The sequence below is a fragment of the Candidatus Wallbacteria bacterium genome (assembly GCA_028687545.1).
Lineage (GTDB): Bacteria > Muiribacteriota > JAQTZZ01 > JAQTZZ01 > JAQTZZ01 > JAQTZZ01.
Genome location: JAQTZZ010000002.1, coordinates 1 through 15,234 on the forward strand (window position 1 = coordinate 1; position 15,234 = coordinate 15,234).

At 49.4% G+C, this 15,234-nt stretch carries 11 protein-coding genes; 3 read left to right on the forward strand and 8 right to left on the reverse strand.

The genetic code is table 11. The features are described 5' to 3' along the window. Positions 1-425, forward strand: a 425-nt coding sequence (locus PHW04_01085) for a hypothetical protein (protein MDD2714464.1), incomplete at its 5' end; no start/stop codon positions are given. A gap of 41 nt (positions 426-466) precedes the next feature. Here the strand turns inward: PHW04_01085 and PHW04_01090 are convergent. The 8 genes from PHW04_01090 to PHW04_01125 form a co-directional block, all read right to left on the reverse strand. Further along, positions 467-1,672: a polysaccharide deacetylase family protein gene (locus tag PHW04_01090; GenBank protein ID MDD2714465.1), complete on the reverse strand. Its 1,206-nt coding sequence runs from the start codon at positions 1,670-1,672 to the stop codon at positions 467-469. A gap of 13 nt (positions 1,673-1,685) precedes the next feature. Continuing rightward, positions 1,686-2,585 carry a hypothetical protein gene (locus PHW04_01095; protein MDD2714466.1) on the reverse strand — a complete coding sequence of 300 codons (900 nt, stop codon included), beginning with the start codon at positions 2,583-2,585 and terminating at the stop codon, positions 1,686-1,688. Positions 2,586-2,694: 109 nt separating this feature from the next. Beyond that, positions 2,695-4,638: an ATP-binding protein gene (locus PHW04_01100; GenBank protein ID MDD2714467.1), complete on the reverse strand. Its 1,944-nt coding sequence runs from the start codon at positions 4,636-4,638 to the stop codon at positions 2,695-2,697. Positions 4,639-4,643: 5 nt separating this feature from the next. After that, positions 4,644-5,504 (reverse strand): protease modulator HflC, encoded by an 861-nt coding sequence (hflC, locus tag PHW04_01105; protein ID MDD2714468.1) that lies wholly within the window; start codon positions 5,502-5,504, stop codon positions 4,644-4,646. Next, a complete protein-coding gene (hflK, locus tag PHW04_01110) occupies positions 5,501-6,502 on the reverse strand; it encodes an FtsH protease activity modulator HflK (GenBank protein MDD2714469.1) in 1,002 nt (333 codons plus the stop codon). The genes hflC and hflK overlap by 4 nt, the downstream gene beginning before the upstream one ends. Positions 6,503-6,504: 2 nt before the next feature. Continuing rightward, positions 6,505-9,744: a hypothetical protein gene (locus PHW04_01115; protein MDD2714470.1), complete on the reverse strand. Its 3,240-nt coding sequence runs from the start codon at positions 9,742-9,744 to the stop codon at positions 6,505-6,507. A gap of 27 nt (positions 9,745-9,771) precedes the next feature. Next, on the reverse strand, positions 9,772-9,972 hold the full coding sequence (locus PHW04_01120) for a hypothetical protein (GenBank protein MDD2714471.1): 201 nt from the start codon (positions 9,970-9,972) through the stop codon (positions 9,772-9,774). A gap of 73 nt (positions 9,973-10,045) precedes the next feature. Beyond that, entirely contained in the window at positions 10,046-11,560 is a 1,515-nt protein-coding gene (locus PHW04_01125; GenBank protein MDD2714472.1) for a tetratricopeptide repeat protein, read from the reverse strand. A gap of 178 nt (positions 11,561-11,738) precedes the next feature. Between PHW04_01125 and PHW04_01130 the strand changes: the two genes are divergently transcribed. Both PHW04_01130 and PHW04_01135 read left to right on the forward strand, forming a co-directional pair. Beyond that, complete coding sequence (locus tag PHW04_01130; protein ID MDD2714473.1) at positions 11,739-14,087, forward strand: DEAD/DEAH box helicase; 2,349 nt, start codon at positions 11,739-11,741, stop codon at positions 14,085-14,087. Positions 14,088-14,190: 103 nt separating this feature from the next. After that, positions 14,191-15,234 carry a hypothetical protein gene (locus PHW04_01135; protein ID MDD2714474.1) on the forward strand — a complete coding sequence of 348 codons (1,044 nt, stop codon included), beginning with the start codon at positions 14,191-14,193 and terminating at the stop codon, positions 15,232-15,234.

Genomic DNA, 15,234 nt, shown 5'->3' on the forward strand with positions numbered 1-15,234 from the left:
ACGCGGTTCTGCGGAAAATCACTCCAGTCTATCGCACAGACAGGAGCGGGAATACTGAGATCATCGATTATTACGTCTGCTTCACGAGAGTTGTGGACGGCTGCGAAGTGCTCGGCAAGCGCGGGGACGGCATCGGGATCCTCGTAGGCAGTGAAGGCGTAGAGTCCTGCATGAAGATCTGGAGGAAGATCGAATCCAGCGGAAGCCGCGGGATACAGAAGCTCTTGCCTCCGCAGCAGGCCCTGGAAAACGCCAAAGCAGATATCATGAAGAAAGACTCAAGCAATATTTTCGCCTGGACACTGGGTTATTACTCCCCTGATTTCGACGAGAAAGCCTCAGTGGAAATGAAACCCTGCTATCATTTTTATACAGCCTCAGGCGCGATTTTCCATGTAGATGCAGTCACAGGAGTGTTGCTGTAACACTATCCGGGTCAATATCCTGATGAGGAAAAACAGTTTGCTCATAAGCTTTCATCGTCATGCGTGGAAAAGGCGTCCACAAGCTTCTGCGGGGAAACAACGGAGTAATTGTTGGCTTTGAGCCATTTGCAGAGGCTGGACAGCACTTCCCTGCTCTGTGGATGTATGTCGTGCATCAGCAGTATCCCCTTTTTCCGTTTTGTGATCTGCTTTGTGATGTTCGCAAAAAGTTCCTTCGGAGACTTGATGGACCAGTCCTGGCTGTCTATGGTCCAGCCGACAGGGATCAGGTCCAATTCGCTTCTGATGCTGTTCAGGTCTGTATCTCTGACAATGCCGTAAGGAGGCCGGAAAAATACAGGATTCTGCCCGTTCCCTTCGATCTGCGACATGGTCTTGGAGAGCTGATCTTTGATCGTTGCCCAGTCATAGGCTGTAAGAGGCCTGTCGTCAGGCGTGGCATGCCAGTAACCGTGAACGCCGGCTACTGCCCCTGTATCCTTTTCGGACAGAAGCAGATTCAGGCCAGTCTGTCTCTCCAGATGCACTCCCAGGACAAAAAAAATCGAGGGAAACGAATTTTCTTTCAATGTCTTGCAGATATCAGCAGTGTAATTTCCTACAGGAGTAGGTCCATCATCAAATGTCAGGATGATTTCCCCGCTTTTCAGGAAATCGTCGTACTGGACAAGAAATGGCGTCTTTCCCTTGACATATTTTACTTCACAGTATTTTCCAGGCAGTTTCCCGGCAGGAGCCTGCTCCTCTGTAAAATTGCCTTCTGTTTCCTTGATGATCCTGTCCACCTGGAGGAAAGCAATCCTGCTTCCTTTGAAATTGCCGTTTTTTTTCAGAATTTCCATGATTTCCCCAGCTGATTCTGAAGACATGGATTTGAGTACCAGGAGGTTGAGATCAATGAATTTCCGAAAGATCAGATAATTTTCACCGGCTCCTTCTTTTCCGAGCATCTCTTTGAAAAACAGGATTGTCACCTCAGGAGATGAGATGATCGTATCCTTGATTTTCAGTGAGATGGAAGTCTCACGCTGATGAAGGTAATGACCTGTAATATATATTTCCTGGTAAGCCCGGTTGGTATGGACTTCGGCTGTGTGCGCCTGTTCCGAGAAATATCCGAGTGTCAGATGATAATCTCTGTAATCGTGCAGCAGTCCTTCAAAATCCGGCATGGGAACAGCAAAAACAGGAAGGGAGAGAATCAAGAGCAGAAAAACAAGCTTCATAATCGCCTCATGCTCATTCGAAATCAGCCCTGGCGTATAATTTCACGGTCGATTCCGAACAGCGTTTAAAGCCTTTGAATTCACCATTTGGTGGGATCAGCACAATCGAATGGCCTGAAGACTCCTGCACAGCCACCAGCTCTCCGATCAGCGTTTCCTGGCCCTTTTTCAGGATGATCTCCGTATTTCCCATATTCTTGCTCTCTTCGGCTCCCATCATCCAGTTGAAATTCACGATCACAGAATCGTCGTGGATTCTGCCGCAACGCACCTGCATGGCATAGCCGCGCCACTCTGAGACAATGAAAGGCCAGAATTCAACGAATTCATCCCTGCCGATCGAGATCGAGCCTAGATTGTCCTCCAAAACCATCAGAGACAGTTCTGCGCGTTCCGCGCTTGTGCGGCCGCCACCTGTAATCCGCTGATTCATGATCAATCTGATCAGCACTGACTTTGGAGCTTTATCCAGGGACCTGGCAAGACTCTCGATCTCATCCCAGAGCTGAGCTGCAGGCACACGCACCCAGAGACTGCCCTGGTCGATTACAGTTGCAGATACTTCAGGAAAGCTTTTCTCGATCACCAGGGCCACTGAACCAGGTTCAGCATATGTCAGTTTCAGGTTCCTGGAATAATAATCAAGCGGGATCGTCGTTACTGTATAGACCTTACCGACTTGAGCCAGGTGCAATTTCTGGATTATGCAGAGCAGTTTCAAGGCAGTCAGGGGATCACTCTGATTCAGGATCAAATTGACCTTACCCTGCACATCCCCCCCGATGATCAGGTTAAGATTCCCGGAATCAGCTATTTCCTGCAGTGCGGAAGCCAGGTCATGATCCTTGAATTCGAAATCCGCTGCCATCAGGGAAACGGCAACCATTATCAACACCAACAATGTCTTTTTCATAAGCCTCCATTCTGCTGACCGTGATAAAATATCTTCCAACCTACAAACATACTAACTTACAAACTTATCAACCTCTCAACGTGAGCAGGAGATTAATGGCTGTCTGACACTATGGCTTACTTTTCCTCTCCAGCGGCAGAAATACCCTGAAGGCTACGCCATTTCCCAGGTTTCTGGCATCGATTCTGCCGGCATGCAGTTCGACGATTTTCCGGCTTACAGCGAGCCCCAGGCCGCTGCCCCTGGTTTTGGTAGTGAAAAAAGGCTCAAAAATTTTCGAGAGCCGTTCCTCTGGAATCTGTTCTCCATCATTCCGCACTTCGAAAAATGCCTCGGTTCCGATTCCGGTCTCCACAGTCACGCATCCACCGGCTGGGCAGGCTTCCAGGGCATTCAGCAGGATGTTCAGGAGCACCTGTTTCACCTTTTCGCCGTCAATCTGCAGCTGCGGCATTTCCACGAACCGTTTCTGGATGGAAATGCCCTTCTGCTTGAACTCCAGGAGAAGTGTTCCAAGCACCTCCTCGACCAGTCCACGCAAGGCGAAGTATCCAAGATTCAGAGTCTCGGACCTGGAAAAATTGAGAAAATCAGTGATCAGAGTATCCACGCTTCTGACGGCATTCTTGATGTCGCCTGACATTTTCTTCTGAGAGGGATCCGAGAGACTGCCCTCAAGATAGGTAGCCAGGAGGCTGATGCCGCCCAGCGGGTTTCTGACTTCATGGGCGATGGTGGCTGCCATCTGCCCGAGTGACGCCAGCCGGTTGAGTTCCCCGATCCGGGCGGATTGAAAATGGAAAAGCACATTCTGAGTAATGATCAGAAAAACCATTTTCACAAGTTCCACATCTTCCATCGAAAATCCCAGATGCTCCGGATGCCTGGAAAACACTGCAATGCCCTGCACCTGTCCCCTGAGTGTGAGTGGAAAAAAATAAAGCCTTTTCAGCACCTGACGTTCCTCTTCTGAAAACGGGGTGTAATCCCTGATAATCGAAGACATGGTCAAAACATTTTTCATTCTGTCCCAGGCGATGTTGTCGGCAAGTTTCGAAAGATCAATCAGGCTCTGCCCGAAGCACTGTCCGGGATATTCTCCGGGCTGGAATAAAAAAAAGAATTCCTTGAGTGAAAGGCTTTCCCTGCAGGCTTCCACCACCTGCCGCATGGAATCCTGAAAATTTCTGGAAAATGACAGGGCATCAGCTATGTAATAGAACAGCTTGAGCAGTTCGTTTCTCTTCAGGCGGCTCAAAAGCTTGGAAAGAGATGAAAAGCAGAGCTCCAGGAGCTCCCGTTTCAATCTCAATACTTCGTAATCGATTCCCGCTATCTCATGGTTCAGGGAAAAAACACCCTGGAAAACAAAGGGGGAAACATTTCTCAGATTTATTCCGAGCAACTGATTGTCACTAAAATCAGCAGGGAGAAGTTCATCAAATTCATCCCTGGCAATGGGGAAAAAGGTCCTGCCTTTCATCCGCTCCACCAAGGTTTCCAGGGGTTCCTGAGCCATCCCGGGAAAATTCACGTTTTTCACCAGCGGTTCGCCTGAAAAGTTGACAAAGACAAAAAATCCCTGGTTGATTTCAGGCATTTCCGACATGAACTCGCAGGCCGTGTCCAGCAGTTGTTCCAGGATTATGATTGGGGAAAAGTTGAAGATTTTCTCGAAATCCCCGTAACGGAAGTTTTCCTGAAGTTCCTCCAGGCATTCTTCGGCCTCCCGCGCCAGCGAGAGGAACTGGAACGTCAGCAGGACAGGCCTGATTTCGATGCCTGAACCGGACTCGTTCCAGAATTCGAGCTGCTTCCCCGGTTCTCTCAGAGAGATGCAGGCCAGGCCTGCGTTGGCAGGCCCATACCCGGCAGTATTGATGCCGCGAGTCTTCAATTCATCCTGGAGGTTCCTCAGCAGTTCGTCTGACGAAAGTCCGGAATGAAAAAGGGAGAGGAGCTTCTGGGTGATCCGCAGGAAAAAAAGCTCCTGGTTGAAGGCTTCGCCTTTAAGATGATCGGTCCGTTCTAAGGAAAAGAAGACGTCTTTCAAGGTCGTTATTTTGCGTTCAGGTCTTTCAGATACTTGAAGAGCTCGCTGTCTGAGCCGAACAGCATCACATCATCAGTGGAAAAGAAATTCTCGTAAGCCTGCATGGTCCGGTAGAACCCATAAAATTCCGGATCTTTGGAAAAGGCTTCAGCGTAAATTCCCATGGCCTGGGCTTCACCTGTTCCCCTGAGGCTCGTAGCTTCCTGCTTGGCCTTGGACAGAATGATCTGCACCTGCTTGTCGGTTTCTGCCCTGATCATGGTGGCTGCCTTCTGGCCTTCAGCGCGATATTGCTTGGCCTGCTTCTGCCGCTCGGCCTGCATCCGCTCGAAAATCGACTTTTCATTTTCCTGGGGAAGTTCAGCCCGTCTGATCCTCACGTCCACGATCCTCACACCGAACTGGGCCAGAGTTTTTTCGTTGGCGAATTTAGCTACCTCATCCATGATAGACGCCCGCTTGGGTGAAACGATCTCGTCCAGCTTGTAATTTCCAAGGCGCTCCCTCAAAGTGGAATAGATGATGTCGTCCAGTCGCAGCAGGGCCTGGTATTCGGACCCCATCGACTGGTAAAAAAGGCTGAGATTCTCGATCTTCCACTTGGCATAATTGTCGATCACCATGGTCTTCTTATCTGCGGTGATCACCTCTTTGGGGGAGGAATCATAATCCAGCAGCCGTTTGTCATAAAAATATGTAATGTCGATAAAAGGGATTTTGAAATAAAGACCTGGGTTCTTCAATTGCCGCACCACTTCTCCCAGCCGCGCCACAATCACCTGCTCTCTCTGGTCGACTATGTACATGCTGCCCTTGAGAAAGGCCAGGATCAGAAGCAGCGATCCATAAATGATGATCCTGTTCATTTCTCACCTCCCAGCGGAGCATTGAGATGGAAGAGCTTCATCAGGTCATTGTTGGCCTGCCCTGTGGTGATGATCTTGCGGGTCCTGGCCAGGACTTTTTCCGCAGTTTCCAGATACAGCCTGATCCGCGTGATTTCAGCCGCCTTGCGGTATTCTTCCCTCACTTTGGTGAACTTCTCAGCTTCGCCTTTGGAGATGTTGATTTTTTCCTGCATATATCCTTCAGCTTCCCTGACCATCTTGGCGGCGTCGCCTTCGGCCTTTGGCAGCAGTTCATTCTGATATCCCTGTGCTTCATTGATGAAGCGCTCCTTGTCTTCCTTGGCTGAAGCCACGTCCTTGAATGCTGCAACCACAGCATCCGGAGGTACCACATCCTGCAGCTTGACTGCCTGGACATCGGTTCCAGCTTCATAGGTGTCCAGAAATTCCTGCATCAACTTTCTGGTCTCTTCCTGGATTTCCTCTTTTTTTTCGGTGAGTATATCGTCCACATTATGATTGGCTGCGATCTGCCTCATTGCCGCTTCAGCAGCCTTTTTCACTGTTTCATCCACCTTGTAGACATTGAACAGGTATGCGACAGGGTCTTTGATCTTGTATTGCACGATGAAATCTGCTTTGACGATATTGATATCCCCTGTAAGCATATCCGCTTCCGCCGGGCTGTCGGAATAGCGCCCTGAAGTTCCCTCATAGCCCTCGGTCTTGAAACCAATTTCTATTCTCTGGACCTTGGCTACTTCAGGCCTGTCCACGACTTCCACCGGATAAGGCAGATGATAGCGCAATCCAGGTTCCACTGTGCGCACCATTTTTCCGAATCTGCGCACAACTCCGAGCTGATACTGTTCGACCACGAAAAATCCGGACAACAGATAGACAACCAGCATCATCAAAAACAACAGGATCAGATTGGTCCTGACGAATCTGCCGCCTTTCTGCTTGAATTCTTCCAGTTTCTCATTCACAATCTTTGCATCTTCGAAATCCTTCACACTTACCTCCAGTTAATGTCTTCACGCCATTGCCCTAAATCGACCTGGCGGAAAATCGGAGTACCTGACAGCTCCAGGTCAAGCCTGGAACTCTGCTGGAACTGGTGGAGAGCAAGCAGAATCGTCTTATCCCTGAACTCAGGGAGAAAGGTGAAAACCGCCATTTCCAGTTTAGCCACTGACTGCAGCAGGCTGCTCTTGGGAATCTGCACGGAAACCGACAGCTCCCGTCCCTGCTTGAGTGTAATTTCGCGGAACCCCAGCGCTGTCAATTCATCCGACAGCCTGCGGCTGCGTTCATCCATAGTTCCGGGAACAGATTTTTCCTTGACCACATTCAGTTGCAGCAGATACGCGCTTTTATCGGTAGAGATCAGCATGCCGGTACCGTTGTAATTCCAGGAAATCGCTTTCACACGTTCCTTGGCCTCAAAGCCCTTGAACATGAGACCTTTTCCATTACCTTCGGAACTTGAGACCCAGATTTCAGGACCCTGACCCTGCTTGAGGAAAGCTAGATAGCTCCCGTCAGAGGATTGGGTCGGAAAGGTTTTATCCTTGTTGTCGAAAACCAGGAGTTCAGGCTGCTGCTTTACGATGTCCATTTTCCAGAGGGAATTACTGTGATTGGTCTCATCCCAGCAGGAATAGAAGCAATCATTATCGTTGATCCTGGAGAAGAAATAGTCTCTGCCTCCGGATCTCAGCTGCTCGAATTTCCCGCCGCTGTACAGGTAGGTGGAATCGCTCTGGCAGATGAAATTGCGTCCGTTCCTGCCGGCAGAGATGCTCAGCACGGCACCGTCAAGCTCTTCAATCTTGTTTTTTGAGCTCCTGCTTATGTCATAGTCGTAAATCAGGGATTTATCGCCTTTTTTAACAGCATAAATGATTTTATGCCCCTCGCGCGCAGAATAAATCCCGAAGCTCAGGATCGGATCGCTCTCCTTGACCAGAATCTGAACTCCGCCTTTGTCATCCTTCAGACAGACTTTGCCGTCCTGCAGATAAATAAAACTCTCAGTCTGTGGGAAAAAGGTGCTGCCCTGCGGAAGCTCTTTTTTGAATGCCTTGATCACTGAAAGACCGCCCTTTCTGACTGAAACCTCTCCGGTGAGATACCCGTTCAGGGTCTTGAAATAATCCGCCAGTTCCTGTGTATCAGGTTTCTGGCCCAGGAACAGTGTTTTAAGATCAGATCCTTCGGAAGGGGCTTTCGGAGCCAGCAGGAAAGACAGTGGAGTCGGATAAAAATTATTGTGATAGAAAAGATTTCCGTTCAAAAAGAGAAAAAGTCCCAGCTGGATCCCGATCAGCGATCTGAAAAAGTTCTGCAGATTCCTGCGGAACAGAGAAACCAGGGTGTACGGGAGCAGGATCAGCAGGCAGATCGGGATGTAGACATTGACCAGTATGAAAAAAGGGTTGCAGAAATACTGAGTGATCTGTTCGAAGGCTCTGGCATTGACCAATCCTTCCAAGGGCTGATCATACTTGAGGATGTGGATGAAACTCACCAGCCCGTAAAACCCGACGATGGTCAGAAAGTATCTGGCCTTCTTGTTGATCTCGGTCAGGGCGAGCGGCAGCCAGACCATGCAGAGTCCGATCATCAGAAACAGCAGACGTGACTGCTGGAAACCGGTCCAGAATGCCTGCAGCTTTTCCAGATCCGTCTTCCAGAAAACCCTCCAGAACAGAAAACAGAGATTGAATACTGACAGCATGTAGAACGAAGTCGGCAACCAGCTCTGGCGTATGGCAGCCAGGAACTGGATCAGGAAAATTCCCAGCATCACTACTGGAATCAGGACAAAATTTCCGGGCAGGTTCTTGATGAACATCATCCCGAAATACAGGAAGACCGCGAGCTGTGAAAGTATCATCAGATACATGATCAGGCGATCCGAAAATCCGCGCTTTCTCTGTCCGGAAATCACGGATTTCTTGGTACCGTCCTTGAGTTTACTTAGCACTTTTTTGGCAGCCTGGACGCGAGGGGATTCTTTGACTTCTTCCTCTTCAGGAGCTTCATCTCCTCCAAAGGCTTTTTCAATGGACTTGACCGGCAGATCAAGGTTCTGGGCAAAGGCTGAATATGTGCTTGATTCCATTTCCGGCTTCTGAATCTCCGGAACTTTCTTTGGAACTTCAGTGTCGAATGCCGCGGAAATCTCTGAGAGCACATCATCAGACAGATCCTTATCGAGTGGAGGTGTCAACGGCAGTTCGTTGGCTATTTGATCCAGGTTGAGGACAGGAATTTTTTCAGCGGAAATATCTTCGTCCTTTTCCTCCTGGAAGAACTTATTTAATTTTTCAAGTTCCGCCTCCTTCTCAACATCTGTGATGGCAGGTGGTTCGATCACAGGTTGCAGTTCAGCAGAGACAGTGAAAACATTTGAGGCGGTCATATCTTCAAGCTTCAGGTCCTCGGGTTTGTCGTGCGATTCAGCTCCGGCTTCCACCAGCATCATCTCATCTGGTCTGTCGAATACGCTGGATACGCTCAGGTCTTCCAGCTTCTTTTCTTCCGGTTTATCGAACACACTGGATACACTCAGGTTCTCCAGCTTACTTTCCTCCGGTTCGTCGAATATATTTGATTCGCCTAGATTGTCGAGCATCTTCTCTTCAAGCTCACTGGTTGAGGGTTTGATGTCTTCTATAGAAAGAGTCAAATCTACAATTGGCTCTGCCGGCTTCTTCTCCTCTTCAGGGAAAGTGAATTTATCAAACAAAGTTTCCAGCTTTTCCAGTTTGGCGACAGGCTGCGGCTGTGATCCGGAAAGCGCTTCAGTGAGTGGCGGTGATGGAGCTGTGAAATCATCCGCACTGAGTCCGAGTTCTGTTGCTTCACCGGGTTCTGTGTTTTCAGAAACCTTGGCATCTTCAGGCCGGACATTTTCGCTGACGATTTCTTCCAGCACCGGAAGGTCAATCTCCTGCGCCGGTTCCGGCACTGATGCTACTTCTGCAGCTGCAGCTTCAGTCTGCTCAAAACCCATGTCGCCTGCGCTGAGGTTGGAAAAATCCACCTCCTGCAGTCCTCCTTCTGCGGGTTTCTGCTCAGCAGGAATCTTGTTCTTCAATTCAGCTGAAAATTCCCCGGAACCGAGGTTTTCAAATTCTTCTTCATTGAGTTCGAATTTGGGAGAATCCGGCTCTGATGCCTCGTCTTTGATCTTTTCCTCGAAATGGTCCAGGATATCGCTCAGATCCTTTTCGTCCAGATTAGACATTAAAGCCTCTCAAGCTTCAGAACTTTTTCAGTTAACCGGAACTTCATCGCTTTTCTCTGCCTCGAAATCATCGTCAAAATAATCATCCCCGTAAAAATAATCTTCCAGAAAATCCAGAATCTTCGGCATAGCGAGCTTGAAGAAGAGGAAACCCACTATCACGCCCTTCAGGAATCCCACGATCTGGCCGAGAATGAATCCTTTCAGAAAATCATTGTTTCCGCTCATCAGATGCTCCTTTTGATTTGAAGTCATGTATTTCCTGCACTACATTCTACATTCGGTCCGGCTTACTTGTAAATCATTTCATGAAATCCCCAAGCTGTTCGCGGGTGATTTTCCCATCCTTGAACAGCATGATCGTTCCAAGCTTACGGATCACTTCATCCCAGTCGTTTTTTAATTTCAAAGCCTGTCTGTAATATTCCAGCGCATGATCCAGATCCTGCAGGGAAAAATAAATCTCTCCTGCGTGATAGAAAATATACGGTTCCTCTTTTTCAAGTTCCATCGCCTGTTCGATCTGTTTTCTGGCCTGCTCCATGTCTCCCAGCTTAAAACTGGCCCAGGCCAGGCTGTCCAGATAGGCTCCATTCTGCGGTGAAAGCTGCAGGGCTTCCTGACAGAGGGACACAGCCCGTTTAAGGTCGATTCCGTTGTCTGCGAGCAGGTAGCCAAGATCATTGTAATATCTTGCGTTGGAGGGATTCAGCTTCAAGAGTATTTCATATTGCTGAAGGCTCTGATCCAGCTTGTTCCAGGAAAAATAAAGTTCAGCCAGGTGCTCGTGAGCCACGACCAGGCGATCATCCAGTGCGATCGATTTCAGAAGCCATTCTTCAGCTTCGGCGTTCATGGATTTACGGAAGAATAAATATCCCTTGGTCTCGATGATGGAGGCGTTGCTAGGGCAGAGAGCCAGAGCTTTGTCGATCATGGTCTGGGCTTCCTCCATCCTTGTGTTGTATCGAACCAGGAGATCAGCCATGTTGTTGAAAGCCACGCCGTCTTTTTCGTCTGCCTCCATCATTTTCTGGTAGAGGGCTTCTTCCAGATAAAACGGCGGGTCAGTATGATAGAACTTGTACAGCTCCAGAAAATCTTTGAGCAGAGTGATTTCTTTTCCCAGAAACAGCTTGAAGCTCTCAGTATTCTGCACCTTGAGGATGGCCTCGGCCTTGGAAAGTTCCAGAATGATGATTTTATGGGCATTCACATTGGTGTAGGCAAGCTGCCTGAAGATCTGGGCGATCAGATAATGAACCTGGGGCGAGCTGGAAAGCATGATGGCTTTCTCCATGGCTGCATAAGGGTCCAGCTTGCCGGCGGGTTTGGGCTCTTCCGGCTCAGGACCTGCTTTCTGGCGGCCGGCTTCCTCCTGCAGCGAAAAAAGAAGGCAGGCTGTGATGAAATGAGCCCAGGGGTTGTCCTGATTGATCAGGCTGTAATTGACTATCTGCCAGGAAAACTCAGCTTTCTCGCGCTCGTCCCGTGAAGGGAGAAGCTCGAATTTCAGAAGCAGAAACAGGGCAGTGTTGATCTGTTCCCCTGCTTCCATTTTTCGCAGGAATATATCGTACAGCTGATGAATTTCCTCTGTGCCTGTCTTTTTGAAAAACTTCAGAAGATATTCGGCTTTGGGAGCTTCCTCGGGAATCTGCAGCAGGCTTTGGTATATTTCCTCCGGATTTCTGGTTTCAGGAAGAGCCAGTTTGGGATAGAAAATTTCACTCGCGAAATCGATCTTGGTGAGGATGTTTTCCGAGCAGAAGAGCGGCAGTGTCAAAGCGAATATGACTAGCAGAAGGAATCTCACTTGAATACCTCTGGCAGTTTATTTTCAATATTTTATGCTAAGCTCGCTGGTTTTGCCAGAAACTTCGGAAAATCCGGGGGACCGGATTTCATTTCTGCCAGGGCCATTGCTCTCTTTACCTTTCCTGATTCCACTGTTATAATGAAGAAATCGTCATTCCGTGGAGAAATTCTAACTGATGCAATACAAGCAATTTCTGCTGGACCAGTTCCAGATCGATGCCATCGCAGCGATTGAGGATGGAAAATCAGTAGTGGTTTCCGCTCCTACAGGAGCCGGCAAGACCCTGATCGCTGAATACCTGATCGAGAAATTCCTGAAGGAAGACAAGCGCATCATCTACACTGCGCCGATCAAAGCGCTCAGCAATCAGAAATACCGCGATTTCAAAGGCGCGTGGGGACAGAAGGTGGGCATACTCACCGGCGACGTAGCCATCAACGAACGGGCTCCGGTCCTGATCATGACCACTGAAATCTTCCGCAACATGCTGATGAACGACCTGGAAGCCCTGGAAGGCGTCATGTACGTGATTTTCGATGAAATCCACTATATCAACGACATCGAGCGGGGAGTGATCTGGGAGGAGAGCATCATCTTCGCCCCCCCGGAAATGAGATTTCTGGCTCTCTCAGCCACCATCCCCAATGCAGCCAGCCTGGGAGGCTGGATTTCGCATATAAAGAAGCAGGAAGTGCAGGTGATCAGCTATCATCAGCGCCCTGTGCCGCTCAGACAGTATGTCTATGACGACAAGAACGGTTTGTTTCCGCTGGTGGAATTTAAAAAAACCCTTTCCAGGCAGCAGCAACCCCAGAAACGGGGGGGTTATCACCCTTTTCCTTTTTCCTTTTACAGGGACCTGATCAAGAAACTGCAGCAGGACAGACTGCTGCCGGCCCTCTTTTTCATCTTTTCCAGGGAAGCCACCTATAATTTCGGCTGGGAAGCTTACCGCAGCTTCAGCTTCAGCACACCTGAAGAACGCGAGAAGATCGGGCGTATTTTCGACACTGTGATCGGAGACCCGGAGCTTCTGCAGGTGGACAGCATCAGGCGCATGAAGAAGCTGGTGCTGGAGGGGATCGGCGTACACAACGCAGGCCTGCTCCCGATTCTGAAGGAAGCAGTGGAAGTTCTGTTCACTGAAAAACTCCTCAAGCTCCTGTTTGTAACCGAAACTTTTGCCCTGGGTGTGAATATGCCGGCCAAGACCGTGGTCTTCCATTCGCTGGAAAAATATGACGGACTCAGTTTCCGCTACCTGATGTCCCGCGAATTCTTCCAGATGGGGGGCAGAGCCGGGCGGAGAGGCATTGACGAGTTCGGTGTCAACATCTCCATCATCCCCCAGAACCTCGACACAGGCGAATTTCAGCGCATCACAGACGAGCAGCTGGAACCGCTGGAATCCCAGTTCAAGCTCTCCTACAACACTATCCTCAACCTGATCAAGAAGCACAGCGAGGATGAAATCATCCACATCATCAACATGAGCTTCCACCAGTTCCAGTCTAATTATGAGCGCATCCGCACAGAAGAACAGGTTGGAAAAATCCGGGGGTCGCTCAAAAACCATGGGGAAAATCTTTTCCACGACTGCAGGGATTGGGGCAACATCAGAAAATACCTTAAGTCCAAGGAACAGGTGGACTATCTGCGTAAATATCTCTGGGAAATCGAGAGACAGGTGCAAAAAATCAGAATCAAGCGCCTGAAACGCAAGAAGCTCTCCGAACGCGACTGGGCAGCTGCCCATTTTGACCAGCAGATGACCCACCACACCAAACTCTCCTGCACTTCCTGCCCGCATCTGCAGGACTGCCTCGGGTCATACAAAAAAATCCGCCAGGATCTGCGCGACCTTAGTTATTTCGAGAAGCAGCTCAAGAACATCAGCCAGATCGATCAGGTGGAGATATTCCACAAGAAACGGAAGCTTCTTTCAGAACTCGGCTACCTCTCCCTCGGGAAAATCACTGCCCGCGGCGAGACCGGATCTCTTGTTTACGGATATGAACTGATCATTACTGAACTGCTGTATGAAGCTGTGTTCGAAATTTCGCCTGAACCATTGATCAATATGCTGCTCGGTGCCATCCTCTTCGAACGCCCCAAAAAGGGTGAACTGCCCAAATTCAGGCACCAGGACCCAGAGACGCGCAGGACGATCCAGCGGGCCCGTAAAATCGCACATCGCATCCGCTCCATGGAACAGTCCTTTCTCGGTGAAAAAACATCTCCGATCATCAACAACGAGATCATGCCGCTGATCGAGATGTGGTGCGCAGGCAGGGATTTCTCAGAATTGACATCCTCATTCCCGATGGAGGAAGGCGACATCATCCGCCTGTTCAGGGCGATCATCGACCTCCTGCGCCAGCTGGTGCGGGTGACGCGGGAATACGAAGCTCTCCGCAATAAGTTCAAGCGCTGCATAGACCTGATGGACCGCGACATAGTCAGTCTGTCATATTATCTCAAGGAAGAAAAGCCGGTTAAACCGGAACCTCAACCGGCTGTCTGAAGCTTCCTCTCAAATGTTCCCTTAATTGCAGTTAATTGTAACTGGAAACACTCCCCTTGAAAAGATATAAAGGGATCAGGAATTATTTTAGCTGGAGGAGTGTATGAAAAAAGTAATCTTTCTGGTGTTGGCTTTCATGGCCATCACTACCGCGTTTTCAGCCCAGGCAGGCTATCTGGGAGCCCTGGATGTCACAGTGGCACTGAAATCAGCCTGGGAAACGATCGGAAATGACCCGTCAGCAATCGATAATCTTCCTGAAGATGTGAAGCTGACAGTTACGGAATACGGGATTAAGCTCTGTCCTGACCAGGAAAAGGCGCTGGCAGACGTCGACGGATGGATGGAAACTGTGATCCAGAGGACTCTGAAGCAGGCAGCCCTGACTTTCAGTGCAGCTGAAACCGGACTGGTGGTCTGTGACGTCAGGATGTACTCAGTGTCTGCCCCGGTAGTCGAAGAGACGGCAGATGCGAAAAGAGTTACGCCACCCACGCCGAAAGAATACTATGGAGTGGCAAAGGCGATCGTGACCTTCCACCCGACCATCGGCTCCACCACCAGGAAAGTTGAGTACGATCAATTTACAGACTCGACCTACACTGTCGAAGCTGAAGCTTTAGAAGCAGCCAAAACCGGAGCTGACCTTGCTGTCAAAAACGGGATCGCACTCGCCAAGCGCAACTTCAATAACCCGCCTGACAAGCAGCTTACCTGGACCGTGGAATACAGGAGCGAGCTGAAAACTTACTGCTATGCCTACCTCAATGTCACGATCTATCCGCGACAGAATAATTATCCCTATCCGCAGAACGGCCCCAACTATCCTAATCCTGGATACTACAATCCCCAGACCCACACTTATGAATATGACTGGCTTTCAGACCCACAGGTGACAGGACAGCCATATCCGCAGTATTACTCAGGCTATGGAAGTCTCAGCTACACTTTCCTGATCGACGCTTATTACAGCAATGCATCGGATGCCTTCGCAGCAGCGAATCAGCATAAGAAGCAGGCTGTGGACCTGGCCATTGCCAAAGCCAAACAGCAGGGATATCACATAGTTTACCCCTGCTACTGGATCGATGTGACCCCGAACGTGCTCTCCTCAATCGTCCAGAATGACGGAGTGATCAAGAACTAA